Source organism: Streptomyces sp. SN-593, assembly GCF_016756395.1.
Lineage (GTDB): Bacteria > Actinomycetota > Actinomycetes > Streptomycetales > Streptomycetaceae > Actinacidiphila > Actinacidiphila reveromycinica.
Window position 1 is genome coordinate 4,177,517 of the sequence record NZ_AP018365.1, and the last position, 24,996, is coordinate 4,202,512.

Sequence of the window (24,996 nt, forward strand, 5' to 3'; positions counted from 1 at the left end):
TCCTCCCACGAGCGCCCCTCGCCCCCGAGGGTCCGCACCGCGTGGCCCCGCCCGTCCCCGTACCGGTGTCCGTACGGCGCCGGCCGGAGCCCGGGTACGGGTGCGCGTCGTGTGCGGGGCGGCTGCCCGTGTCCTGCCGCGCACCCGGGTGTGCGCGGTCCACCGTCAGCGCACCACTTCCCCGTGGAGATACTCCTGCCATGAGCAGTTCCCGTATGCGCGGCCGTGCCGCGACCGTCGCCGCGCTCGCCGGCTCGGCCGTCCTGCTGGCCGCCGTACCCGCCTTCGCCCATGTCACCGTGCAGCCGGGCTCGGCCGCCAAGGGCAGCTACAGCACGGTCTCCTTCAAGGTTCCGTGCGAGGAGGACAACGCCTCCACCGTCAAGCTGGAGGTGAACCTCCCGACCGACCACCCCATCGCCTCGGTGTCGATCCAGCCGGTGCCGGGCTGGACCGCGAAGGTCACCACCACCAAGCTGACCACCCCGCTGAAGACGGACGACGGCACGGTCACCTCGGCCGTCACCAAGATCACCTGGACCGGGGGGAAGATCGAGCCCGGGCAGTTCCAGCAGTTCCCGGTCTCCTTCGGGCCGCTGCCGGACAACACCGACACGCTGACGTTCAAGGCGCTCCAGACCTACAGCGACGGCAACGTCGTGCGGTGGATCGAGATCCCGCAGGCCGGGCAGCCCGAGCCGCAGAACCCGGCGCCGACCCTCCAGCTCACCGCGGCCGCGGGTGACTCGGGCGCGACGCCCGCCGCGACCGGCAGCCCCGCCGCCGCCCCGCCGGCCGCGGGTACGGCCGCGACCACCACCGCGTCGGGGAGCAACAGCGACGGCACCGCACGGGCGCTCGGCGTGGCCGGCATCGTGGTCGGCGTGATCGGCGTCGGCTTCGGCGTGTACGGCGGGCGGCGGCGTACGGCCGCGGTCGCGCCCGGTGCCGGCTCGTCCGCGGGTGCCGCCGGTGGCTCCCCGGGCGAGGGCCCCTCCGCGCCCTCGGCCTGACCGGTCCCCCGCCGGGCGGCCGTGGTGCGCGCACCACCCCACCGCGGCCGCCCGGCCCCTTCGAGCACTCGCGAACAGGAACACGATCTCTCATGCGCACCACCGTCAAACTCGGCGCCGCCGCCGTGACCGCCTCGGCCGCCCTCCTGCTGTCCGCCTGCGGGGGGTCGTCCTCCGGCGGCGACTCGAACGCCGCCGCCGTCGTGTCGGCGCCGGCCTCGCAGGGCCCGGGCGTCTCCCTGGACACGCCGTTCGCCAAGCCCGCACTGGTCCTGACCGACAACCACGGCAAGTCGTTCGACCTGGTCAAGCAGACCGCCGGGCACCCCGTGCTGCTCTACTTCGGCTACACCCACTGCCCCGACGTGTGCCCGACCACCATGAGCGACATCGCGCTGGCCAAGTCCAAGCTGTCCGCGGCCGACCAGGCGAAGCTCCAGGTGGTCTTCGTCAGCTCCGACCCCACCCGTGACACCCCCACCCGGCTGAACTCCTGGCTCGGCGCGATGGACAAGAGCTTCATCGGCCTCACCGGGAAGTTCAGCACCATCCAGGCCGCCGCCCGCTCGCTCGGCGTCGGCATCGACCCGCCGGTCAAGGAGAAGGACGGCAGCATCACCGTCACCCACGGCGCCGAGGTGCTGGCCTTCTGGCCGAAGGACAACAAGGCCCACGTGCTGTATATGTCCGGCACCACCGCGGACCAGTACGCGCAGGCGCTGCCGAAGATCATCAGGAGTGAGCGGTCGTGACCCCGACCCCGACCAGGTCCGGCGGGCGGCGCACCCGGGTCGGCGCGGCAGCGCTGGTGGTGCTGGCCGCGCTGGCGACCGGCGGCACCATCGCGCTCACCGGCTGCTCGTCCTCTTCCGGGTCGACGGGCACGTCCGGCTCCCCGGGGTCCACGGCCGCCGCGGCGGGCGCCGGGTCCGGCAGCCCCGCGCACCTCGCGGTGACCGGCGGCTACGTACCGCAGCCGCTGCTGACCGACATGGCCGCGGCGTACTTCACCGTCACCAACACCGGCGGGACCGCGGCCCAGCTCACCTCCGTGACCAGCGACCTGTCCGCGCACGCCACGCTGCACACCACCACCGACGACACCATGCAGCAGGTGATGTCGCTGGCCGTGCCGGCCGGCGGCCGTCTCACGCTGAAGACCGGCGGCGACCACGTGATGCTGGAGACCCTCACCCACAAGCCGGCGGTCGGCGACAAGGTGACGCTCACCCTGCACTTCGCGCACGCCACGCCGGCCGCGGTGACCGTCACCGTGCCGGTGCGTCCGACGACGTACCAACCGGGAGACTGACCAGCCGATGGACACACGGTCGTACGTAGGACAACCGGGCGCCCGGCGGACCTGGCCGCGACGGGTGGCGGCGCTGCTGGTCGGGCTGGGCGCGCTGGTCGGGCTGCTGCTCGGCACGGCGGTGCCCGCCTCGGCGCACGCGGCGCTGATCCACACCGACCCGGCCGACGGGTCGGTGGTCGCGACCGCGCCGCAGCGGGTGGTGCTGACCTTCTCCGAGGGCGTGCTGCTGTCCGACGACTCGCTGCGGGTGCTCGACCCGCACGGCACCGACGTGGCCGTCGGCACGCCGGGCCACGCGCAGGGCAAGGACTCGGGCGCCACCTCGACCGTCGCCCTCCGGTCGGGGCTGGGCGACGGCACCTACACCGTCGCCTGGCGGGCGATCTCGCAGGACAGCCACCCCGTCGCTGGCGCCTTCACCTTCTCGGTCGGCAGCCCCTCCAGGACCGAGGTCGACCTGTCCGGCGTGGCCGCGCGCGGCGGCGGCGCGGCCAGCACGCTCTACGGCGTCGGCCGCTACGTCGCGTACGCGGGCTTCGCGCTGCTGGTCGGCTCCGCGGTGTTCCTGTCGGTGTGCTGGCCGCGCGGCGCGCTGCTGCGCCCGCTTCAGCGGATCGCGGCGACCGGCTGGGTGGCGATGGCCGCCTCCACGATCGCCCTGCTGCTCCTGCGCGGGCCGTACGTCAACGGCAAGGGGCTCGGGCAGGCGATCGACCTCGACGTGATGCGCGACCAGCTCCAGACCAGGCCGGGGGCGGCGCTGCTGTCGCGGCTGCTGCTGCTCGCGGCGGCCGCGGTCTTCCTCGCGGTGCTCTTCGGGTCCTACGCCCGGCGGGAGGACCCGGAGGAACGCGCCGACCTCGCCTGGGGGCTGGGGATCGGCGGCACCGTGATCGCCGTCGGCATCGCGGCGACGTGGGCGATGGCCGAGCACGCCTCGGTGGGCATCCAGCGCCAGGTCGCGATGCCGGTCGACGTGGTCCATCTGCTGTCGATGGCGGTCTGGCTGGGTGGCCTGATCACCCTGCTCACCGCGTTGTGGGCGCCCACGCTCGCGAACCGCCCGATCGAGCCGCACGCGGTACGCCGCTTCTCGCTGATCGGGCTCACCGCGATCACCCTGCTGGTCGGCACCGGCGTCTACCAGGCATGGCGGCAGATGGGCAGTTGGCGGGCCTTCACGGACACCTCCTACGGCCGGACGCTGCTGGTCAAGATCGGGCTGGTGTGCGCGCTGGTGGTCATCGCCTGGTTCTCCCGGCGGTGGACCGCGCGGCTGGGCCAGGCACCGGGTGCGGGTGCGGTGCCGACCTCGGCGGCGGCGTCTGCGGCTTCTGCGGCGGCCTCGGCTTCGGTCCCGCCTCCGGCTTCGGCTTCGGCTGCGGCGCGGGTTCGGTTCCAGGGCCGGGCCAAGGCGAAGGGCGCGCGGGAGCCGGTGGCGGCGATGGCCGACCGTACGGACTCGGCCCCGGCGGGCCCGGCGTCAGGGGGCCGCGGCGCAGGCGGGGCCGACGGCGCCCGGGCCGAGCAGTTGCGGCGCCAGCAGGCCGCCCGCAGCGCCGCCCGGGCCAGGAAGGTCCTGGAGGCGGACCCCTTCCGGGGCGCGCTGCGCCGCTCGGTGCTGGCGGAGGCGGCGGTCGCCGTGGTGCTGCTCGGGGTGACCACGGTCCTGTCCGGCTCGCAGCCGGGGCGGGCCGCGGAGGAGCAGAAGGCCCTGGCTCCGGCGCCGTCCGCGTCCTCGGGCGCGGGCACCTCCACGTCGGGCCAGGGGCCGATCTCGGTCACGGTGCCCTATGACACCGGCGGCCCCAAGGGGAAGGGCACCGCGGCGGTCACGGTGACGCCCGGGCGGGCCGCGACCCCGAACCAGGTGGAACTGGTGGTCAAGGACGCGGCCGGGTCCCCGGTCGACGTGCCGGAGGTGCGGTTGGCGTTCACGCTGCCCGCGCAGAACCTCGGCCCGATCCCGATCACCCTCCGGCACACCGGCACCGGCCGGTGGACGGCGAGTGCGGCGCAGTTGCCGCTGCCCGGCACCTGGCAGATGTCGGTCACGGTCCGCACCTCGGACATCGACGAGGTGACGGAGACGAAGAAGGTGAAGGTCACTTCGTGAGTGCCACGGACAAGACGGCGGGTCGCACCGCCGGGCAGGCAGGCGGGAAAGCCGCCGACCGGGCAGGCACCGGTCAGGCTGGCACCGGTCAGGGTGCCGCGCGGGACGCGGCCCCGCCCGGCGTCAGCCGGCGGCGGCTGCTGGGCACCGCCGGCGCGGTCGGCGCCGCGGGACTGGTGGTCGGCGGCGGCGCGGGCGCCGCCGTGGCGGTCGGCACCCGCGACGAGCCGACCGCCCTGACGACCGTCGGTTCGGCGCACGTCCCCTTCGAGGGCGCGCACCAGGCCGGGATCGTCGAACCGGCGCAGGCGTGCGGGCACCTCGCCGCCTTCGACCTGAAGGCCGGCGCGGACCGCAAGGCGGCCGCCGCCCTGCTGCGCCGCTGGTCCGACGCGGTCCGGGGGATGACCGCGGCCGGACGCCCCACCACCCCGGCGGCCTACGACGACCAGGTCGCCGACGACGCGGGCCCCTCCTCCCTGACCGTCACCTTCGGCTTCGGGCGCAGCTTCTTCACCCGGACCGGGCTGACCGCGAAGCTGCCGACCGCTCTGGCTCCGCTGCCGGACTTCCCAGCGGACCAGCTCGACGCCAAGCGCAGCAACGGTGACCTGTGGGTGCAGGTCGGCGCCGACGACGCGCTCGTCGCCTTCCACGCTCTGCGCGTGCTCCAGAAGGCGGCCGCCGGCAGCGCGACCGTGCGCTGGCAGATGAACGGGTTCAACCGCACCCCCGGCGCCACCGACCGGCCCCGCACCGCGCGCAACCTCATGGGTCAGATCGACGGCACCAACAATCCGAAGCCGTCCGACGCGGACTTCGACAAACGGATCTTCGTGCCGGCGTCCGGCTCTCCCGACTGGATGGCGGGCGGCTCCTACGCCGTCGTCCGCCGGATCAGGATGCTGCTGGACACCTGGGACCACCTGTCGGTGGCCGAGCAGGAACGGGTGGTGGGGCGCCGCAAGTCCGACGGCGCACCGCTTTCCGGCGGTGTGGAGACCACTCCCGTCCAGCTCGACAAGATCAACCCCGACCGGTCACTGGCGATCGCCGGCGACGCCCACATCCGGCTGGCCGCACCCGCCTCCAACAGCGGCGCGGCCATGCTGCGCCGTGCCTTCTCCTACCACGACGGCATCGGCACCGACGGCACCCCGGACGCGGGGCTGCTCTTCGTCGCCTGGCAGGCCGACCCGATGACGGGCTTCGTGCCGGTCCAGCGCAAGCTCGACGGCGCCGACGGGCTGTCGCGGTTCCTGCGTCACGAGGCGAGCGGGCTGTTCGCGGTGCCGGGTGGCGCGGGGAAGGGGGAGTACGTCGGACAGCGCCTGCTGGAGGGCTGAACTCCGGGCCCGCACGGCGGGAGGGCTGGCGTGTGGCTGCCCGGCGCTGGGCGGGCCACGCGTCTCGTACGGCCGTGCGGTGCGTCGGGAACAACAGTACGACGCGAGCGGGTGCGGCCGCGTGGGCCATTAGGCTGAACTCATGTCGTCGGCGAGCCGTTACACGTACCTGGGGCCTGAGGGCACCTTCACCGAGGCCGCGCTGCGCACGCTGCCCGAGTCCGCCACCCGCGAGCTGGTCCCGATGGTGTCCGTGGCCGCGGCGCTGGACGCGGTGCGTACCGGCGAGGCGGGCGGCGCGCTGGTGCCGATCGAGAACTCGGTGGAGGGCGGGATCACCACCACCCTCGACGAGCTGGCCTTCGGTGCCCCGCTGATGATCTACCGCGAGGTGCTCCTGCCGATCGCGTTCGCGCTGCTGGTCCGGCCCGGCACGAAACTGTCGGACGTGAAGACGGTGACCGGCCACCCGGCCGCCCAGGTCCAGGTCCGGCAGTGGCTGACCAAGCACCTGCCGGACGCGGCCTGGGAGTCGGCCGCCTCGAACGCGGACGGCGCCCGGCTGGTCCAGGAGTCCCGCTACGACGGCGCGTTCGCGGGCGAGTTCGCCGCCCCGACCTACGGGCTCGAGCCGCTGGCCACCGAGATCCACGACGCCTCGAACGCGACCACCCGCTTCGTGCTGGTGGGCCGGCCCGGCCGGCTGGCGGCGCCGACCGGGGCGGACAAGACGTCCGCGGTGTTCTGGCTGCGGGACGACCACCCCGGTGCGCTGCTCGACCTGCTCCAGGAGTTCGCGATCCGCGGGGTGAACCTGATGCGGATCGAGTCCCGGCCGACCGGCGAGGGCCTGGGGCAGTACTGCTTCTCGGTGGACGCCGAGGGTCACCTGACCGACCGGCGGGTCGGTGAGACGCTGCTCGGGCTGCACCGGCGGTGCCTGAAGGTGCGGCTGCTCGGGTCGTACCCGCGTGCCGACGAGATCGCACCGGTGGTGCGCCGCGGCGCGAGCGACGAGGAGTTCAGCGCGGCCGCGGACTGGCTCAACCGGGCGCTCGACGGCCGCGTCTGAAGCCGGCCGGGCCCCCGCCCGGGCCACCTGGCGTTCGCCTCCGCTCTGCCCACCAGCCTTCTTGCACGTTGTCCACAGAGTTATCCACAGGCACGGACGGCGGCCTGTGGGTAACTGGGGACAAGTCGACAGAGAAAGCCGACCAAGTCGACAAATGGGTACACAGGCGCCAGGCGCTCCCGGAGCGCGACACCTCACCCCGCGTCATCCCAAATCACCCTCGCCATCCTCCCGGGGGAACACATCTCACTCGAAAGGGAGTGTGGAACGGGTTTGCGCGGGGAATCCATGGCCGCGCACCGGCCCCGGGAAATGACCCCGCCACTTCTCCACAGATCTTCCCCACACCCTGTGGACAACTCACGGAGATTTCCCCACTCCCTGTGGATAACCCGGCCCGGAAAGAGCCTCGGAACCACCCCCGTCGCCGACCGGCGCGAGGGATCAACTCCGTTTCTCCACAGGCCCGATGACCCCGTCGGGCGTCCATCGGAATTGCGTTGACGACCGTCTTTATCGCCATCTTCTCCACGTTATCCCGCTTTTCCCTCGAATCGGACATTGCACACATTGCCGCCTTTAAGTTGTCGCCGGGCCCGACCACCGCCCGGTAGCCTGTGGACCGTGATTGACCTTCGTCTGCTTCGTGAGGACCCCGACCGTGTGCGCGCCTCGCAGCGCGCCCGTGGAGAGGACGTCGAAATCGTCGACGCGCTGCTCTCCGCCGACGAGCGGCGCAGGTCCTCCAGTACCCGCTTCGATGAGCTGCGCGCCGAGCAGAAGCAGCTGGGCCGCCTCGTCTCCAAGGCGCAGGGCGACGAGCGCGCCGAGTTGCTCAAGCGCACCAAGGAGCTGGCCGAATCGGTCAAGGCCGCGGACGCCGAGCAGCAGGATGCCGCCGAGCAGGCCCAGCAACTCCTGCTCCGACTGGGAAACGTGGTCCACCCGGACGCCCCGATCGGCGGCGAGGAGGACTTCGTCGTCCTCGAGACCGTGGGCACCCCCCGGGACTTCGCGGCCGAGGGCTTCACCCCCAAGGACCACCTGGAACTCGGCGAGCTGCTCGGCGCGATCGACACCGACCGCGGAGCCAAGGTGTCGGGCTCGCGCTTCTACTACCTCACCGGCGTCGGCGCCCTGCTGGAGCTGGCCCTGGTCAACGCGGCCATCGCGCAGGCCACCACGGCGGGCTTCACCCCGGTGCTCACCCCGAACCTGGTGCGACCGGCGGCCATGGCCGGCACCGGCTACCTCGGCCAGGTCGAGGACGACGTCTACTACCTGGAGAAGGACGACCTCTACCTGGTCGGCACCTCCGAGGTCCCGCTCGCCGCCTACCACATGGACGAGATCATCGAGGCGTCCAGGCTGCCGCTGCGGTACGCGGGCTTCTCGGCCTGCTACCGGCGCGAGGCCGGGTCGTACGGCAAGGACACCCGCGGCATCTTCCGGGTGCACCAGTTCGACAAGGTCGAGATGTTCGTCTACACCACGCCGGAGGAGGCCGAGGCCGAGCACCAGCGGCTGCTGGCGTGGGAGAAGCAGTGGCTGTCGTCGCTGGAGCTGCCGTTCCAGGTGATCGAGCTGGCCTCGGGCGACCTGGGCTCTTCCGCGTCGCGCAAGTTCGACTGCGAGGCGTGGGTCCCCACCCAGGGCAAGTACCGCGAGCTGACCTCCACCTCCAACACCACGCAGTTCCAGGCCCGGCGCCTCGGCATCCGGATGCGCGACAGCGACGGCACCAGGCCGCTCGCCACCCTCAACGGCACGCTGTGCGCGGTGACCCGCACCATCGTCGCCCTGCTGGAGAACCACCAGCAGGCCGACGGCTCGGTCCGGGTGCCCGAGATCCTGCGGCCGTACCTGGGCGGGCGGGACGTCCTGGAGCCCGCCGCCGCCTCGCGCCCCGCCGCCAAGTGACGGCGACCAGGCCGGCCGAGGCCGACGGCCCCGCCACCGGCCCGCTGCCGTACCGGCTGGTCGCCACCGACCTGGACGGCACCCTGCTGCGCGAGGACGGCACCGTCTCGCAGCGGTCCCGCGACGCGCTCGCCGCGGTGACCGCCGCGGGCGCGGCGCACATCATCGTCACCGGCCGCTCGGTGCCCTGGACCCGGCACGTCCTGGACAACCTGGGCTACCAGGGGCTCGCCGTCTGCGGCCAGGGCGCGCAGGTGTACGACGCGGGCACCGGCCGGCTGCTGACCTCCGTGACGCTGGACCGCAGGCTCGCCGCACTGGCACTCGCCAAGATCGAGGCCGAGGTCGGCCCCCTCGCCGTGGCGGCGAGCCGGGACGGCCTCGAAGGCGAGGTGCTGATCGGCGAGGGGTACGTGTACAACCCCGAGCTGCCGGTCGTCCACATGACCGGCAGCGAGGAGCTGTGGGCGGAGCCCATCAACAAGCTCTACATCCAGCACCCCGCCCTCGACGACGACGCGCTCGCCGAGGCGGCCAGGACGGTCGCCGGGGACATGGTGGGCGTCGTCATGGCCGGCGAGCACATCGTGGAGCTGCTGCCGCTCGGCCTCACCAAGGCGACCGGGCTGTCCCTGGCCGCCAGGCGGCTGGGGGTCGGCGCGGCGGAGACCGTCGCCTTCGGCGACATGCCGAACGACGTCCCGATGTTCCGCTGGGCCGGGCACGGCGTGGCGATGGCCAACGCCCACCCCGACCTCAAGGCGGTCGCCGACGAGATCACGCTGTCCAACGACGAGGACGGCATCGCGGTGGTGCTGGAACGGCTCATCGGCGCCGCTTCCTGACCCACCGGTGCCGGACCGCTTCGGCGCCCTCGGTCACGTCCGGGGCCGGGTCCGGCTCCAGGTCCGGGGGCCGGGGCGGGCAGGGAGCCGTCTCCCGGCTCGGTGTCAGGGGCGGCAGGGGCGTCAGGGCGTAGCAGCACAGCCCGATCAGCACCGCGGTGAAGTGGCCGAGGTCGGTGAACGTGTCGTCGGCGACCAGCCGGTAGCCGAAGACGCCGACCAGCGCTGCCGCGTAGGGCCCGCGCAGGCGGCGCGGCAGCCGGTAGGCGAGGACCCCGGCGACGCCGGCGAGGCCGTAGCTGACGCCGATGTCCACGGTGTGGGCCAGGGAGCGCGGCAGGTGGTTGTCCCGGATGTCCAGGAGGACCGCCTTCTGGCTGAGCAGCGTCGCGCCGATGTGCGCGAAGGCGGCGGTCGCCAGCCAGCGGGCGGTGCCCAGCCAGCGTTCCGCGGTGGCGTGCACCACCTCGAAGAGCACCACGTACAGGGCGAGGGCGGAGGGGCCCTGGGTCCACAGCGCGCTGGCGACCAGCACCCGGATCGGGTGCGCCCGCAGCTCCACCAGGTTCGTGCTGACCTCGTGCAGCAGGTGCGACCGCACGTCCGCGGGCAGCAGTGCGGCGACCGCGGACGTGAGCAGGATGATCAGCAGCCAGACATGGGTGCCGGGGCTGGAGCGGACCCACGCGACAACGGCGCGCCGCGGGTCGCCGGTGGTGAGCCGGTGACGCGCGGCGGCCGTTCCGGTGGCCGTTGCGGTGGCGCGGCCTGGAGGCGGCGGCGTGCGGGGCGAGGGGTCCTGGACCATCCTTTCCAGTCTCGGACGCTTCGCTGTGCGGCGCAGGCGAAGACGAAGGCCCTGGCCGCCCCGGGTGGGGCGGCGGCCCCCTACTCCTCGCCCACCGGCTTCAGGGTGCTCAGCCGGCGGCCCGCGTACCAGGTGCCCACGACCGTGACGGCGGCCAGCATGACGACGCCTGTCGGCAGCGACACCGCCGAGGTGACGACGTGGCCGTGCGCGGCCTTCGCGCCGACGGCGAGCGCCCACTGCTGGACGCTGAGCGTCTGCGCGCCGGGCACGAGGTTGCCGATCACCGTCTCCCAGACGAGCGCGTAGACCAGCCCCACGATGACCGCGTGCCGGGTGACCACCCCGAGCAGCAGGAAGATCGCCGAGTAGGCGACGGACGCGACCGCCGTGGCGACGCCGTACGCGACCGCGATGTCCTGGCCGTTGGCGTTGAGCACGTAGCCGGCGAGCAGCGTGGGGACCGCGGAGAAGGCGAGGGTGACGCCGATGGCGACGAGCAGCTTGGTGCAGATGATCGTGGAGCGCCTGATCGGCTTGGCGAGCAGGTACACGATGGCGCCGTCGTCGATCTCGGGTCCGATCGCGCCGGTGCCGGCGATGACGCCCAGCAGCGGCAGCATGGAGCTGAGCGCGAAGCCCTGGAGCATGTCGTCGGCGGTGCCGTCGTCCGCCCCGGTCAGGAGGCGGACGAAGACGGAGATCACCAGCAGCAGGACGGGCAGTCCGAAGAGCATCAGGGCGCGGCGCCGGCCGAGCAGCGCGCGGTAGGTGAGCCTGGCGACGGTCGGGTGGTAGAACGCGTTGCCGCCGCTGCGGGGCGCCGCCGGACCGGCGGCGGTCGGATCGGGGAGCGCGGAGGTGGTGGACATGTCGGTCGTTCCTTACGCCGTGACCAGGTAGGAGAACACGCTTTCCAGCGACTCGTCGGACGGCGAGACCGCGTACAGCCGGATGCCGTGGTCGCGGGCGATCCGCGGCAGGTACGCGGTGAAGCCGGCGAAGTCGACGGCCTGGATGCGCAGGGCCCGCTCGGTGCCGTCCAGTTCGATGGCCGCGGTGGAGCCGTGCGCGATGAGCGCGGAGGCGAGTGCGCGGTCGTCGCTGGAGCGCACGAGGTAGCGGTGCGGGCGGTCGGTCATCAGGCGGCGGATCTTGCGGAAGTCCCCGGACGCGGCGTGCCGCCCGGCGACCACGACCTCGATGTGGTGGGCGAGCTGTTCGACCTCCTCCAGGATGTGCGAGGAGAACAGCACCGTCCGGCCGTCCGCCCCCATGGCGCGCAGCAGGTCCATCAGGTGCAGCCGCTGGCGCGGGTCCATCCCGTTGAACGGCTCGTCGAGCAGCAGCACCGACGGGTCGTGCACCAGCGCCGACGCCATTTTGGCGCGCTGCCGCATGCCCTTGCTGTAGGTCTCGATCCGCCGGTCCTGGGCGTACTCCATCTCGACCGTGGCCAGGGCGCGCTGCGCCGCGGCGCCCGGGTCGGCGAGGCCGTGCAGTTCGGCGTTGGCGACGACGAACTCGCGTGCGGTCAGGAAGTCGTACATCGACTCGCGTTCGGGCACGATGCCGATCTCGCGGTACGCCTGCTCGTTGCGCCAGATGGGAGTGCCGTCGAGGGTGACGCTGCCGCCGGACGGCGCGAGGAAGCCGGCCATCATGTTGATGAGCGTGGACTTGCCGGCGCCGTTGGGGCCCAGCAGCCCGGTGACGCCTGGGCCGATGCTCATGGTGACGTCGTTGACGGCGACCACGTTGCCGAACCAGCGGGAGACCGCGTTGATGCCAATGGTGGTCATGACAGGCCCGCCTTCCGGTAGCGGCGGATCAACAGCCCGAAGCTGCCCGCCAGGATCGCCAGGACGACCAGCAGGTACGCCATGCCGGCCACCGCGTCCGGCGGCCCCGACGCGTTCGGGAAGGCCGAGGTCGCGCCCAGGAACCAGGTCTGGAACCCGTCGACCAGGGTGATCGGCGAGAAGAGGCCGAGCCAGCCGATGACGTGCCAGTCCTCCTGGCTGTCCGCGACGCCCTGCACCGCGGACACGGCGCCGTAGCTGATCACGAACAGGGTGATCACCGCGGCGACGCCGAAGCCCCGGCGCGGGGTGACGGCCGCGATCACCAGCCCGATGCCGGCGAACAGGAGGGACAGGAGGGCTATGGACACCAGGCCCTTCGCAAACCCGGCGGTCTGGTGGCCGAAGCTCAGCTTCGCCAGCAGCGCACCGATGTAGAGGATCAGCAGGGGGAGCGCGGTCAGCAGGAACAGCGCGGAGGCCAGCGCGGCGAACTTCGCGGCCACGTAGTCGACGGCCTCGATCGGCCGCGAGAAGTACAGCGGAGTGGTCTTGAAGCGCAGGTCGCGCGAGACGGCCTGCGGCGCCTGGGAGGCGACGAAGAGCGTGACGACCGCCTGGAGCACGATCGCGTAGCGGGTGTACTGCAGCGGCAGGTCGTTGCGATCGGTCACGATCGTCAGCGCCACCATGATCAGTGCCGGCAGGCACATCACGGCGAGCAGGAGGATCGGCAGCACCTTGGACTTGGCGCTGCGGCCGAGTCCGTAGGCGCCGCGCAGGCTCTGCACGTAGAGCGACTTGCGCGCGTAGGCGCGGCCGAGGCGGGGTCCGCCGTACGGCCGGTAGCCGATGTCGTGGATGACGTCCGTGGGCGTCAGGTCGGGCTGGGTCACCGGGCGGTCCTTCCTGTGCCCGCGGGGACGGTGGCGTGGGGATCGGTGTCCGTGTCCTCTTCCGAGTGCGCGCCCTCGTCCGAATGCGCGTCCTCGTCCGAATGCGCGTCCTCGTCCGCGTCCGCGAAGAGTTCGGCGATCCGGTGGCGGCGCTGTTCCATCCGGACCAGGCCGACGCCGAGCCCGGCCACCGCGTCGCGGACGGTGTCGTAGGTCTCGTCGCCGGCGATGTCGACCATCAGCAGGTGGCCGGCGCCCTGGGCGCGCAGCCCCGCGGCGGTCAGCGCGGCGAGCAGGTCGGCCTCGCGGTCGGTGACCTCGACGGCGAGGGAGCCGGTGGTCTGGGTGAAGTCGCTGGTGGACGACGCCCGCAGCAGCTTGCCGCCGTCGATGACGACGATGTGGTCGCTGGTGCGCTCCAGTTCACCGAGCAGGTGCGAGGTGACCAGGACCGAGATGCCGAAGTCGCTGTGCACGCGGCGGATCAGGCCGAGCATGTCGTCGCGACCGGCCGGGTCGAGACCGTTGGTCGGCTCGTCGAGCAGCACCAGTTCCGGGTCGTGGACCAGTGCCTGGGCGAGCTTGACCCGCTGCTTCATGCCCGTGGAGTAGCCGCCCATCGGACGGTAGCGCTCCTCGTAGAGGCCGACGTGGCGCAGCGTGTCGGCGGTGCGCTCGCGGGCGGCGGTGGGCGGCAGGCCGGACATGCGGGCCATGTGCACCACGAACTCGGTCGCCGAGACGTCCGGCGGGAGGCAGTCGTGCTCGGGCATGTACCCGACCAGGGCCCGGATCCCGGGGCCGTCCGAGGCCACGTCGCGACCGAGCACCGTGGCGCGGCCCTCGGTGGCCGGGGCGAGTCCGAGCAGGATCTTGATCAGGGTCGACTTGCCGGCTCCGTTGGCCCCCACCAGCCCGGTCACACCGGGCGTGATGTCCACGGTCAGCCGGTCGAGCGCGGTCACCCTCGGGTACCGCTTGCTCAGGCTCTCGGTAGCGATCACATTCACGGCTCGACCGTAGTGGCTGGCGCGAGCCCCCCGCGTCGCCCGCGGGGCGGTGCTTCTCGTACGACTCGCGGCGGACACCCCGTAGGGGTCGGCATCCGATCGGGTGAAAGTGCCTCCGGGCGGGGTCGGACGTCTTGACGCTGCCATCGGTCGATGTCACATTGATCACTGACAGCGTTTCTCGGTGCTGGGGGCGGTGACGGCATGGACGGCGTGGAAGGCAAGGACGGGACGGACGGCGGGAGCGACGCGGAGGCCACGGGCCGGGCGGCGGAGGCGGACGGGGCCTCGGTTGCGGGCACGGGCACCGGCGCGGTGAGGGGCGGTGCCGAGCGTGCGCCGGTGCGGGAGCGGTTCGTCACCGGTGCCGGAGGGGTGCGCCTGTGCGTGGCCGAGCGCGGCGCCGCGGCCCCGCCCGGCGGTCCGCCGACGATCGTGCTGGTCCACGGCTACCCGGACAGCAAGGAGGTCTGGTCCTCGGTCGCCGACCGGCTCTCCGACCGCTTCCACGTGGTGAGTTACGACGTACGGGGCCACGGCCGCTCCACCGCGCCGGACCCGCTCAGGGGCGGCTTCACCCTGGAGAAGCTCACCGAGGACTTCCTCGCGGTCGTGGACGCGGTCAGCCCGGACCGCCCGGTGCACCTGGTCGGCCACGACTGGGGCTCCGTGCAGGGCTGGGAGTTCGCCACCGTCACCGCCGCCGAGGGCCGGATCGCCTCGTTCACCTCGATCTCCGGCCCGAGCCTGGACCACTTCGGCCACTGGATCGCCCGCCGCCTGCGCCGCCCCACCCCCCGCCGGGCCGGCCAACTCCTGGGCCAGCTCACCAAGTCGTGGTACGTCTACGCCCTGCACACCCCGGTGCTTCCCGAGGCGGCCTGGCGCGGACCGCTCGGCAGACAGTGGCCGAAGCTGCTCGCCCGGGCCGAGAAGGTCCCGTCCGACGGCTATCCGACCACGTCCCTGCCGCAGGACGCGGCACACGGCGCCTGGCTCTACCGCGACAACGTCCGGCGCCGGCTCAGCCGTCCGCGTCCCGACCCCGTCGCCCACGTGCCGGTCCTGCTGGTCACCCCCACCCGGGACGCCTTCCTCTCCGAGGGCCTCTACGACGACCTGGAGCGCTGGGCGCCCCGGCTGACCCGGCGCACCCTTCCGGCCAAGCACTGGGTGCCGCGTTCCCGGCCGGACCAGTTGGCCCGCTGGATCACGGACTTCGTGGCCGGCACCGAAGGCGCGCCCGCCCCCGGCGACGGGGACCCGGACCCCGCCCGGAAGACCGTGCTCGGCCGGGGCCTGCCCGCCGCGCGCGAGCGGTTCGCCGGGCAGCTCGTGGTGGTCACCGGTGCCGCCAGCGGGATCGGCAGGGCGACCGCGCTCGCCTTCGCCGAGGCCGGCGCGCGGGTGGTCGCGGTGGACCGGGACGCGGAGGGCGCCGCCTCGACTGCGGCGGCCGCCCTGCGGGCCGGTGCAGCCGACGCGTGGCCGGAGGCGGTCGACGTCGCGGACGCCGAGGCGATGGAGAAGTTCGCGGCCCGTTCCGCCGACCTGCGCGGCGTGCCCGACGTGGTGGTCAACAACGCGGGGATCGGCCTGGCCGGCCCGTTCCTCGACACCACGGTGGAGGACTGGAAGCAAGTGCTGGACGTCAACTTGTGGGGGGTGATCCACGGGTGCCGGCTCTTCGGCCGCCAGATGGCCGAGCGCGGCCAGGGCGGGCACATCGTCAACACCGCGTCGGCCGCCGCCTTCCAGCCGTCCCGGGCGCTGCCCGCCTACAGCACCTCCAAGGCCGCGGTTCTGATGCTCAGCGAGTGCCTGCGGGCCGAACTGGCGCCGCACGGCATCGGGGTGAGTGCGATATGCCCCGGCCTGGTCAACACCGCGATCACCGGCAGCGCGCGGCACGCGGGTGTCAGCGAGGAGGAGCAGGAGCGGCGGCGGGCCATGAGCGCCAAGCTGTACTCCCTGCGCAACTACCCGCCGGAGAAGGTGGCCCGGGCCGTCGTACGCGCGGTGCGCAGGGACACCGCGGTCGTGCCGGTCACGCCCGAAGCACGCGGTGCGCGGCTGCTGTCGCGGATGTCCCCCGGAGCGCTGCGGGCGCTCGCACGGGTCGATCCGCCGATGTAGCCGACCGCGCAGCGGCCCAGTCCGCTCCCCCTCCTGCCTGCTCCCTCTGCCCGTTTCTCCCACCCCGTCCCCCGCCCCGTCCTCCCGTCCCGTCCTCACCCGCCGCCCACCCGCAGAACCCCGTCAGGAGGCACCACCCGTGAGCCACGCGATCAAGCCCCGCCGGGTCACGTTCGACTGGAAGCAGACGCCGCTGCACTGGATTCCGGGCGAGCCGACCGCGACCCACGTGATCAACGTGCTGCACCTGCTGCTGCCCGCGGGTGAGCGGTGGTTCGTCAAGGTGTTCAAGGAAGCGCTGCCGCTGGTCACGGACGAGCGCCTGCTCAAGGACGTGAAGGGCTTCATGGGCCAGGAGGCCACCCACAGCGTCCAGCACGCCTACGTCCTGGAGCACCTGGCCGAGCAGCGGCTCGACACCACCGCCTACACCCGCCACGTGGAGTGGATGTTCGACGTGCTGCTGGGCGAGCGACCGCCGTGGGGGCTGCCGGTGACGCGCCGCGAGTGGCTGCGCTTCCGGCTGTCGCTGATCGCGGCGATCGAGCACTTCACCGCGGTCCTCGGCGACTGGATACTGGAGGCGGACGCGCTGGACGGCGCGCAGAGCGACGAGGTGATGCTCGACCTGCTGCGCTGGCACGGCGCCGAGGAGGTCGAACACCGGTCGGTCGCCTTCGACATGTACCAACACGCGGGCGGCAAGGGCGCAGGGCGCTACCTGCGCCGCGCCGAGGGCATGGCGATGGCCTGGCCCACGCTGTTCTACCTGTGGGTGGTCGGCGCCCGCTACCTGATGCGCCATGATCCACAACTGGAGCGGGGGCGTTACCGCTTCAAGGACCACCGCGCCGCCGCCCGGCGCGGCCTGCTCCCCTCGTGGTCCTCGCTGCACGCCGCCATGCCCCGCTACCTGCGGCGGTCGTACCATCCCTCGCAGGAAGGGTCGTTGAGCAGGGCGGTGGACTACCTGGCGATATCCCCCGCCGCGCAGGCCGCCTCCGGGACGACCACCCGCGGCCGGGCGGGGACGGTGGAGGGTCCGGCCGCCGCCTCCTGACCTCCCCCGAACCGCAGAACAGCGAGGAGCATGTCCGTGACCACCGCGGAAAAGCAGCGCGCCTACCGGATCGAGGACCTGTCGCGCCTCAGCGGCACCACGGTCCGCACCATCAGGGCGTACACCGACCGCGGCCTGCTGCCCAGACCCGGGCGGCAGGGCCGGGCCAACGTCTATGACGACTCCCACCTGGTCCGGCTGCGGCAGATCGCCGGCCTGCTGGAACGCGGATACACGCTGGCGAGTATCAAGGAGTTGCTCGCCGCCTGGGACGCGGGCACCGGGCTCGGCGGCGTGCTCGGGCTGGTCGGCGAAGTGGACCGGCCGTGGTCCGACGAGGCACCGGCGCGGATAGGGCTGGCCGAGCTGACCGAGTCGTTCGGCGGGGTGATGGACCTGACGGCGATCGAGGAGGCGCTGCGCCTGGGCGTCCTGGAGGCGGTGCCCGGGCAGGACGACGAGTTCCTGGCGCCGAGCCCCAGCGAACTGGCGGTGGCGGCCGAACTGCATCGCGCCGGGGTGCCGTTGGCCGCGATCACCGGGCATCTGCGCGAGGTACGCGGCCAGGTCGAGCACATCTCCGAGCGGTTCCTGGAGTTCACCACGGAACACGTCTTCCATCGCTTCCTCCAGCACCCGCCGACAGAGGAGGAGGCCACCGAGGCCACCGACCTCATCCGGCGACTGCGCCCGCTGGCCCAGCAGACCGTGGACGCCGAGTTGGCGCGCGCGATGCGGCTGCGCGCCACCGAGCACATCCGGCGCCACCTCGGCGATGCGGCGGCGCTGACCCCGCGGCCGGACCAGGAGGACGAGCAGGGGCTGGGGCCGGAATCCCGGGGCCAGGTCACCCCCGTTCCCTCGGCGACCCCCGCTTCCTCGGCGGCCCCCGAGCCCTCGCCCTCGCCCCAACCCGCGGCGGCCCCCGCAGCCACAGCCGAGGACACGGCCGGGGGCCCGGCCGAGACCTCACCCGTACCGCTGCCCGCGTCCACCGTCGCCGCCGTACGGGAACTGGTGGGCGCGGACCACGTCGCGGAGTTCGTTGCGGCGGCCGCCGACCGGGAGGTGGCCGCCCGCCGGATGAACGCGCTGGCCGCACGACCCGCGGCCGCGCCCTGACCCACGGCCCTGCCGGGTTTCCCGTGGTGAGCAGCCGTGTCCAATGCCGCGTGAAGGAGGCGGGAACGGATGCGGGAGACGGCGGATACACGGAAAGGTCGGACCGAGGGCACGGCGTCCCGGTCCGCTTCATGGCCCGTCATGGCCCGGAAAGTGCCTCAGGCAGAACGCGTTTTCTGCGGAACGCTGTTGTCATCCGCTGCTCTGAGGGCGCCATACCTCCAGCCGCCGGCCGCCCGGCCCAGTGGGCCCCACCCCCGCGGCACCGGCCTGCGAGCAGCGCCGATCCGAGGCATCCATGCCCGCACCCGAAGTCCGACCCCCGCCTGCCCGCAGCCGACCCACCACCACGGATGGCGACGCAGAGGCGGTGATGCCCGGGAGGCCGCGCTGGAGCGCGTCTGCGCCGGTTTCGTCACGACGATCGGTCCGCGGGAGTTGCCGTCTCCGCCGGACAAGTGCCGTCGCCTGAGGGCATCCGATCGCTCGAACGGGCCCTGGCCTGCGGCTTTCGACAGCCCGCAAGGTGATCAATTGCTCTCGCGGACCGATCGATTGGGCCCGCTTTGCGTGGTACGTTCTGTCACCGACGATCTCAATAGGGTGACCCCGGCAGCGCGCCAACGCTCCGGGGTCCGGCACAAGGAGACACAACTCCTCATGCAGATTCATCGTAGCGGCCATGCGCGCGGCTTCACGGTCCTGCCTAACACGTTGCTTCAGGACCGGCGGCTGTCGTACACCGCCCGCGGCCTACTGGCCGACCTCCTCTCCCGGCCCGACGGCTGGTCGGAGGACGGCCGACGGATGGCCGACACCAGCCCGCAGGGCCGCCTGACCGTCGCCAAGGCCCTGCGCGAGCTGGCCGCCGCCGGGTACTACCGCGTGGACAAGGTCCGGCGGCCGGACGGCACCTTCGTCAGTGAGAGCCACGTGTACGACTCCCCACAGGCGGGACCGAGTGCCGTACGTCCGGGCTCCGGTCGACGGGCCCCCGACGACCATGACGCCCACCCCGTAAAGGACCGTGGGAAAGAACCCACCCTCCCCGCACAGCGGTCGCATTCCGCCGAGGCGTTGGGTGCTCGCTGCGACGCCCGGGAGGCGGGGCAGGCGGGGCAGGCGGGGCAGGCGGGGCAGGCGAAGCTTCCCGCAAGCGATGGCGTCGCGGACGGCCCGGTCGGGGAGGCGGCGGCCGTTCTGTTCAGGGTGCTGAGGCCCGAACCGCGCCTGCGCCTCGGCACGGCCGAGGCCATCGCCCTCGCGCCCCTGGTCGGCATCTGGCTGGAGCGCGGTTACGGCCAGCGCGACCTGGCCGAAGCCCTCCTGCCGGGGCTGCCCGCCCGCCTCCACTCGGCCGCCGCCCTCGTGCGCGACCGCCTGACCCGCAAGCTCCCACCAGCGCCCGAACCAAGCGCCCCGGCGAAGCCGAGCTGGTGCGAGTGCGGCTCGTGCTCTCGGCCTATCCCGCACGAAGGGATCTGCCGTAGCTGCGCGGGCCTGGCAGACAGAAACGACGACACGGCGGCCCGCGCGGATGTCGCCGCGCGCGGACGAGCCAAGGTGCGCGCCGCCCTCCAGGCCGACGCCGGTCGGCTCCTTCCCGCCAGAGCCTGACCTCCCACCGCCGCGCCTCCTGGTGGGACCCGCTCGCCCTGATCGTGCTCGGCTCGGCCGGCGGCGCGCTGTCGTACGCGACGCGCCGTGGGTCGCCCGTGCCTACGCGTATGCCCCGTTCGGCACGGCCACGGCAGCCAGCCGGTGGGCCAAGGCCGTGCACGCCGTCCGCCTCAACCAACCGGGCGTCCACACCTTGACCCTCGGCGACCACACCGTGGCGGTCCTGTCGGCGACAGCGCCACCGGCCCTGGGGGGCGCCACCCACGTGCACACCCCCATCAGCCGCCACGGCGACCAAGGGCAAAGCCGTCCTGACCAGCCTCACCCAAGCTCCCGCACAGGCGTCTACGCCTGAGCACCGTGATCCTGCCGATCCACCGCTGGGCCGAAGGGCGGAAGGCGTCGTAGGGAGCGGAGGAGCTCGGCTTCCACGCGGCCTCCAGCTACGACCACCTGTCGTGGCGCGTGCCGTTCCGGGACCGGACGTGGTCCGGCGCGATCCCGACGCTGACCGCGGCCGCCGGCGTGACCGACAGCATCCGCCTTGGCACCCTCGTCACGTCGGTCAAGCCGCGTTCACGCATCACGGACTGACCTGCGGAAAAGCGAATGGGACCAAGGGAGAACACCTGGACCACGCCGGGCCTCGGTCTGCGGGTCGACAGTCGGAACCTTCTCCGTGTGTTCAGCGTGGGCGGATGCGGAGCAGTTCACTGAGCCGGTTTCCGATGACGGAGACGCCGGGGCGTAGTTCGGTCTCGTCGTACCAGGGCTTGCGTCGGCGCAGGAGTGCGTCGCCGTGCTCGCTCCAGGTGAAGCCGGGCTGCCGCAGGAGCTTTTGGAACACCGTGTCGACAGTCAGCGGGTGTGCGGCGGCCAGGCGGCGGATCGGCAGTGGTGTGATCGACTCCTCGCGCAGATAGGTACGGAGCAGGTCCTGGTGGTGTTTGCGCCCCGGAAGGTCGGGGTTCGCGAACAGGTCTCGCAACGATCCGTAGTCCGCGTAGAAGTTGAGTCCGTCGACCTGGTCGTAGATGACGCCGACGGTCTCCGCGTCCGCCAGTTCGGCAGGCAGCGTGAAGAGGGGCAACTCCGGGGCGGTGTCTCTGCCCCGGTCGCGGCCGAGCGGTCGGCCGGCGGTGGCTGCTTGTTGCCGGTGGCGGTAGTAGGCATTGATGCGGTCCTCGGCTACGCCGGAGGCGAGGACCAACTCGTCACTGCCGAAGAACTCGGCGAAGGCGGCCCGGTCCTCCCGCATCGAGCGCCATCCCTGCTCGACCTTCTCGGGATTGCGGAAGACGAGGTCGGGCCGGCTGGTGGCCAGTTCGAGGGCCGCGGCGGCGATCTCCGGCGCGGCGGCCCGGGGGTAGGAGGACATGACGCCGGAGACGAGCCACGCGCCGGGCATCGGTGCCAGGGCTACCAGCCGGGCGCCGAGGAAGCCTCCTTTCGTGACCCCGCGGAAGGCCGCACGCCCGGCGTTGGTGTAGGTCCGGTACTCCAGGTCGTCCAGCAGGTTGAGCAGGAGCAGGCGGTCGCCGTCCTTGCCTCGTACCTCGAAGAGCCCCTCCACCGGGTCGCGCCAGGCCAGGACCATCTGCCGGTCCGTGTCGGTCAAGCCCGTCCGACGGGTGACGAAGCGGTCGGCGACGGTGGTGCCGTCCGGAAGGCGGTACTGAAGAAGGAAGTGGTCGATGACGTTGATCGCGGTCGCCTCGTCCAACGCGCCTTCGGGGCCGGCGGCTTCCGTCAGGAGCGGGACGAGGAACCGCTCGAAGGAGCGGCCCTCCCCGAACGCCACGAGGTCTTCCTTCAGTTCGGCGCTGCGTCGTAGGACCGGTGCGGGATCGGCGACGGTGTTCATGTCGTCCTCCGCCGCGCCTCGCCGCCTGTCCGGGTCACTCCGTCAACTCCGGACCAGCGCCGGTACGCCTCGACCCGGCGCGCCCCGTCCGGAGGTGGTTCGGGCAGGGGCAGTTCAGCCAAGCCGATGTCCTGGTGGAACCCCTCCCGGACACAACGGGCAACCAGGCGGGAGTCGCTGGTGAGGTCGACCTTGACCACGGTCACCTCTACACCCAGGACGGTCGTGGCGAACGGAACGGCCAGGTGTTCGTCGATGACCGCCAGGAATCCGTTGACTGCCTCGACCTCGTCGTACGTGTCAACGGTCGCTTCCTCGATCAGCGCGTCCAGTTCGGCGGTGCCGCGTGTGCTCATCTCAGCCACGGTAGCGAGCCGGTGCGCGCGTCGTCGTCCGCTTCCACGAGAATGCCGCCGTGGTACGACCATGTGTTGTCGCCACTGGTGTGGGGTTCGTTGCTCGTAAGGTCATGCCTATGCGACTGAGTACTGTGATTCTGCCGATCTACCGCTGGGCCGAGGGGCGGAAGGTGTGGCAGGGAGCCGAGGAACTCGGCTTCCACACCGCCTACACCTACGACCACCTGTCGTGGCGCGTGCCGTTCCGGGACCGGACGTGGTTCGGCGCGATCCCGACGCTGACCGCGGCCGCCGGCGTGACCGACAACATCCGCCTGGGCACCCTCGTCACCTCACCCAACTTCCGTCATCCCGTGCCGCTGGCGAAGGAGTTGATGACGCTCGACGACGTCAGCGGCGGGCGGGTGACGCTCGGGATCGGAGCCGGCGGGACCGGGTTCGACGCGACCGTCCTCGGACAGCAGCCCTGGACGCCGAGGGAGCGGGCCGACCGCTTCGCCGAGTTCGTCGAACTCCTCGACCGCCTCCTGGTCCAGGGCGACATCACCTTCAACGGCCGCTTCTACTCCGCCGTCGAGGCCCGCAACGTCCCCGGCTGCGTGCAGATCCCCCGCCTGCCCTTCGCCGTCGCGGCCACCGGCCCGCGCGGCATGAAGCTCGCCGCGAAGTACGGGCAAGCGTGGGTGACCACCGGCGACCCCGCCCTGTACGAGACCGGCACCCCCAAGGAGTCCCTGGACGCGATCCGCGGCCAGGTCGACCGCCTCTCGACCGCCCTGCGCGACGCCGCACGGGACCCCGAGAGCGTGCCCAAGATCCTCCTCACCGGCTTCACCCCCGACCGCGCCACCCCCTTCGAATCCCTGGACGCCTTCGTCGACTTCGCCGGCCGCCACGCGGAGGCCGGCATCACCGAGATCGTCATCCACTGGCCCATCCCCGACTCCGACTTCGCCTACGACCACCCGACCTTCGAACGCATCGCCATCGAAGCGCCGGGCCAACTGGGCATCTGAGCCGAGTCGCCGAGGCTACGAGGCCACGGCTTGGACGCCGCTCCTCTGGGTGGACTGCGTCGATGGGGCCAAGCGGTCAGCGGACCCGGTTGCTCCGGTCAGCGAGCCGTGCACTGCACGTCGCGCCGTGTCGGCAGTCCCGTGAAAGCGGACGACCAGGCACCCGCCCGCTCGCCGGCCTGGCAAAGGTGAGCGGAAGGAGCACCGCGGAACTGAAACACGCTGGGTGCCCGACGCCTGGCCCGCCGCACACCCGACGCTCCGGCGATCGGCAACACCACGGTTCGGCGGCACCCGACACCCCGCCGCAAGGAGGACAGCGTGCCCACCGCACAGCAGTGGATCGACAGCCTCGGCCTGGAGCCGCACGTGGAGGGCGGGTACTTCAGGCGTACCTACCAGGCCGATCACCGGCCGATGGTCAGCACCCCGCACGGGGAACGCCACCTGCTCACCTCCATCCACTACCTGCTCACCGAGTCCTCGCCGATCGGCCACTGGCATCTCAACCGGTCCGACATCCTGCACTTCCACCACTCCGGCGCCCCCCTGACCTATCACCTGATTCACCCGGACGGGCGGCTGCGGACCGCCGTGCTCGGCCAGGACCCCGGCCAGGGCCACGTGCTGATGCTCGCCGTGCCCGGCGACGTGTGGAAGGCGACCCATCTGACCGGTGGCGGGCACGCCCTGATCAGCGAGGCCGTCGCGCCCGGCTTCGACTACGCCGACATGACGCTCGGCCGCCCCGACGTGCTGACGGCACGCTTCCCGCAGCACGCCGAGCTGATCCGCCGCTACGTCCGCCAGGCCCCGCCGCCCGGTGGCGCATGAGGCCGTTTCGGCCAATATCCCCCTACGTCTGTCGCAAGGGGGCCTTGAGGAGGACATTGTGCGGTCACACCACTCCGTACGGTCAACCTCTCGCCTCAAGGAGGACCCGCCCCATGCGAAGAATCGGCGCGCTCGTCACCGTTCTGCTGGCGGCGCTCGTCGCGGCCGCCGTCCCCGCCACCGCGGCATCCCCGTCCGCCGCCGCCGGCCCCGTCCTGAGCCAGACGGTGCCCGGCGGCCCGCCCGTCAACCCGGGGGACATCCTGAAGTCCTCGCTCACCCCCGGCACGACGCTGAACTTCACCACCGTTCCCGGCGGCCCGGTGGGCCTGTTCTGCAAGCAGTCGACCTGGGCGGCGCAGGTGCTGTCCAACCCGTCCGCGCCGGGAACCGCGGTGGCCAACCTGCTCAACCCGTTCTCGATCGCCTCGTGCTTCGACAACTCGCCGACGGTCACCGGCGTGGTCGGTGTCACGGTCGGCAGCCTCCCGGCGACCGTGACGGTCAGTGACGCCTCGGGCTACCCGATCCAGATCCTGCCGTCGACGGCTCCGCTGGTGATCTCGTACACCGTGACCACCACCGGTGCGCCGACCGTCACCTGCACCTTCCAGGCGGGCGGCCCCGTGGCCGGCTCCACCGCACCCGGCGGTGCGCCGTGGCAGTTCACGAACCAGCCGTTCAAGCTGGTCAGCGGGTCGCTGCCGGCCTGCGGGACCGCGCCCACCGCCTTCCTGACCGCCGGGTACAGCCCCGTCCTGGACGCGACCGCGGGCGGCACCACGGTCTACGTGAACTGATCCTCCCGACCGGCCTGACGCGGCCCGGCCCACCTGACGCGG

At 72.5% G+C, this 24,996-nt stretch carries 22 protein-coding genes and 1 pseudogene; 16 read left to right on the plus strand and 7 right to left on the minus strand.

Going from position 1 to position 24,996, the window contains the following annotated elements; genetic code table 11:
• Nucleotides 1-200: 200 nt before the first annotated feature.
• From RVR_RS17495 to RVR_RS17530, 8 genes are all read left to right on the plus strand, one after another.
• On the plus strand, nt 201-1,013 hold the full coding sequence (locus tag RVR_RS17495; RefSeq protein ID WP_202234747.1) for a YcnI family copper-binding membrane protein: 813 nt from the start codon (nt 201-203) through the stop codon (nt 1,011-1,013).
• Between the two features lie 92 nt (nt 1,014-1,105).
• Nucleotides 1,106-1,765 carry an SCO family protein gene (locus RVR_RS17500; RefSeq protein ID WP_202234748.1) on the plus strand — a complete coding sequence of 220 codons (660 nt, stop codon included), beginning with the start codon at nt 1,106-1,108 and terminating at the stop codon, nt 1,763-1,765.
• Complete coding sequence (locus tag RVR_RS37675) at nt 1,762-2,325, plus strand: copper chaperone PCu(A)C (protein WP_237404807.1); 564 nt, start codon at nt 1,762-1,764, stop codon at nt 2,323-2,325. Before RVR_RS17500 ends, RVR_RS37675 begins: the two co-directional genes overlap by 4 nt.
• 7 nt (nt 2,326-2,332) lie before the next feature.
• On the plus strand, nt 2,333-4,444 hold the full coding sequence (locus RVR_RS17510) for a copper resistance CopC/CopD family protein (protein WP_202234749.1): 2,112 nt from the start codon (nt 2,333-2,335) through the stop codon (nt 4,442-4,444).
• A gap of 137 nt (nt 4,445-4,581) precedes the next feature.
• Nucleotides 4,582-5,790: an iron uptake transporter deferrochelatase/peroxidase subunit gene (efeB, locus tag RVR_RS17515; RefSeq protein ID WP_237405332.1), complete on the plus strand. Its 1,209-nt coding sequence runs from the start codon at nt 4,582-4,584 to the stop codon at nt 5,788-5,790.
• A gap of 142 nt (nt 5,791-5,932) precedes the next feature.
• Nucleotides 5,933-6,862, plus strand: coding sequence for a prephenate dehydratase (gene pheA, locus RVR_RS17520; protein WP_202234751.1), 930 nt, complete (start codon nt 5,933-5,935; stop codon nt 6,860-6,862).
• A gap of 624 nt (nt 6,863-7,486) precedes the next feature.
• Nucleotides 7,487-8,782, plus strand: coding sequence for a serine--tRNA ligase (gene serS / locus RVR_RS17525; RefSeq protein WP_202234752.1), 1,296 nt, complete (start codon nt 7,487-7,489; stop codon nt 8,780-8,782).
• Entirely contained in the window at nt 8,779-9,627 is an 849-nt protein-coding gene (locus tag RVR_RS17530) for an HAD family hydrolase (protein ID WP_202234753.1), read from the plus strand. Before serS ends, RVR_RS17530 begins: the two co-directional genes overlap by 4 nt.
• Here RVR_RS17530 and RVR_RS17535 read toward each other — a convergent pair.
• The 5 genes from RVR_RS17535 to RVR_RS17555 form a co-directional block, all read right to left on the minus strand.
• Nucleotides 9,608-10,435: a rhomboid-like protein gene (locus RVR_RS17535; RefSeq protein ID WP_202234754.1), complete on the minus strand. Its 828-nt coding sequence runs from the start codon at nt 10,433-10,435 to the stop codon at nt 9,608-9,610. The two genes, RVR_RS17530 and RVR_RS17535, sit on opposite strands and share 20 nt — an antisense overlap.
• A gap of 80 nt (nt 10,436-10,515) precedes the next feature.
• A complete protein-coding gene (locus RVR_RS17540; RefSeq protein WP_202234755.1) occupies nt 10,516-11,307 on the minus strand; it encodes an ABC transporter permease in 792 nt (263 codons plus the stop codon).
• Between the two features lie 12 nt (nt 11,308-11,319).
• Nucleotides 11,320-12,237 carry an ABC transporter ATP-binding protein gene (locus RVR_RS17545; protein WP_202234756.1) on the minus strand — a complete coding sequence of 306 codons (918 nt, stop codon included), beginning with the start codon at nt 12,235-12,237 and terminating at the stop codon, nt 11,320-11,322.
• Nucleotides 12,234-13,133, minus strand: coding sequence for an ABC transporter permease (locus tag RVR_RS17550; RefSeq protein WP_202234757.1), 900 nt, complete (start codon nt 13,131-13,133; stop codon nt 12,234-12,236). The genes RVR_RS17545 and RVR_RS17550 overlap by 4 nt, the downstream gene beginning before the upstream one ends.
• The gene (locus RVR_RS17555) at nt 13,130-14,143 is read right to left on the minus strand and encodes an ABC transporter ATP-binding protein (protein WP_430393144.1); all 1,014 of its coding nucleotides are present in this window, start codon (nt 14,141-14,143) and stop codon (nt 13,130-13,132) included. The genes RVR_RS17550 and RVR_RS17555 overlap by 4 nt, the downstream gene beginning before the upstream one ends.
• Nucleotides 14,144-14,347: 204 nt before the next feature.
• Here RVR_RS17555 and RVR_RS17560 point away from each other — a divergent pair, with 204 nt between their 5' ends.
• From RVR_RS17560 to RVR_RS17580, 5 genes and pseudogenes are all read left to right on the plus strand, one after another.
• The gene (locus tag RVR_RS17560) at nt 14,348-16,279 is read left to right on the plus strand and encodes an SDR family oxidoreductase (RefSeq protein ID WP_202234759.1); all 1,932 of its coding nucleotides are present in this window, start codon (nt 14,348-14,350) and stop codon (nt 16,277-16,279) included.
• A 139-nt stretch (nt 16,280-16,418) separates the two neighbouring features.
• Entirely contained in the window at nt 16,419-17,339 is a 921-nt protein-coding gene (locus RVR_RS17565) for a metal-dependent hydrolase (protein WP_202234760.1), read from the plus strand.
• A gap of 30 nt (nt 17,340-17,369) precedes the next feature.
• Nucleotides 17,370-18,461, plus strand: a complete 1,092-nt coding sequence (locus RVR_RS17570; RefSeq protein WP_202234761.1) for a MerR family transcriptional regulator — start codon at nt 17,370-17,372, stop codon at nt 18,459-18,461.
• 660 nt (nt 18,462-19,121) lie between these two features.
• Nucleotides 19,122-20,078, plus strand: a complete 957-nt coding sequence (locus tag RVR_RS17575; protein ID WP_202234762.1) for a hypothetical protein — start codon at nt 19,122-19,124, stop codon at nt 20,076-20,078.
• 363 nt (nt 20,079-20,441) lie between these two features.
• Nucleotides 20,442-20,669, plus strand: a pseudogene (locus tag RVR_RS17580) (LLM class flavin-dependent oxidoreductase); the annotation flags it as partial.
• A gap of 97 nt (nt 20,670-20,766) precedes the next feature.
• Here RVR_RS17580 and RVR_RS17585 read toward each other — a convergent pair.
• Nucleotides 20,767-21,945, minus strand: a complete 1,179-nt coding sequence (locus tag RVR_RS17585) for a hypothetical protein (RefSeq protein WP_202234763.1) — start codon at nt 21,943-21,945, stop codon at nt 20,767-20,769.
• Nucleotides 21,942-22,301: a hypothetical protein gene (locus RVR_RS17590; protein WP_202234764.1), complete on the minus strand. Its 360-nt coding sequence runs from the start codon at nt 22,299-22,301 to the stop codon at nt 21,942-21,944. Before RVR_RS17590 ends, RVR_RS17585 begins: the two co-directional genes overlap by 4 nt.
• A gap of 113 nt (nt 22,302-22,414) precedes the next feature.
• On the opposite strand from RVR_RS17590, the gene RVR_RS17595 reads away from it, so the two are divergent.
• The 3 genes from RVR_RS17595 to RVR_RS17605 all read left to right on the plus strand — a co-directional run bounded on the left by RVR_RS17595 (nt 22,415) and on the right by RVR_RS17605 (nt 24,954).
• Complete coding sequence (locus tag RVR_RS17595) at nt 22,415-23,320, plus strand: LLM class flavin-dependent oxidoreductase (protein ID WP_202234765.1); 906 nt, start codon at nt 22,415-22,417, stop codon at nt 23,318-23,320.
• A 321-nt stretch (nt 23,321-23,641) separates the two neighbouring features.
• A complete protein-coding gene (locus tag RVR_RS17600) occupies nt 23,642-24,154 on the plus strand; it encodes a cupin domain-containing protein (protein ID WP_202234766.1) in 513 nt (170 codons plus the stop codon).
• A gap of 113 nt (nt 24,155-24,267) precedes the next feature.
• Nucleotides 24,268-24,954: a hypothetical protein gene (locus RVR_RS17605; RefSeq protein WP_202234767.1), complete on the plus strand. Its 687-nt coding sequence runs from the start codon at nt 24,268-24,270 to the stop codon at nt 24,952-24,954.
• The last annotated feature ends 42 nt before the right edge of the window (nt 24,955-24,996 follow it).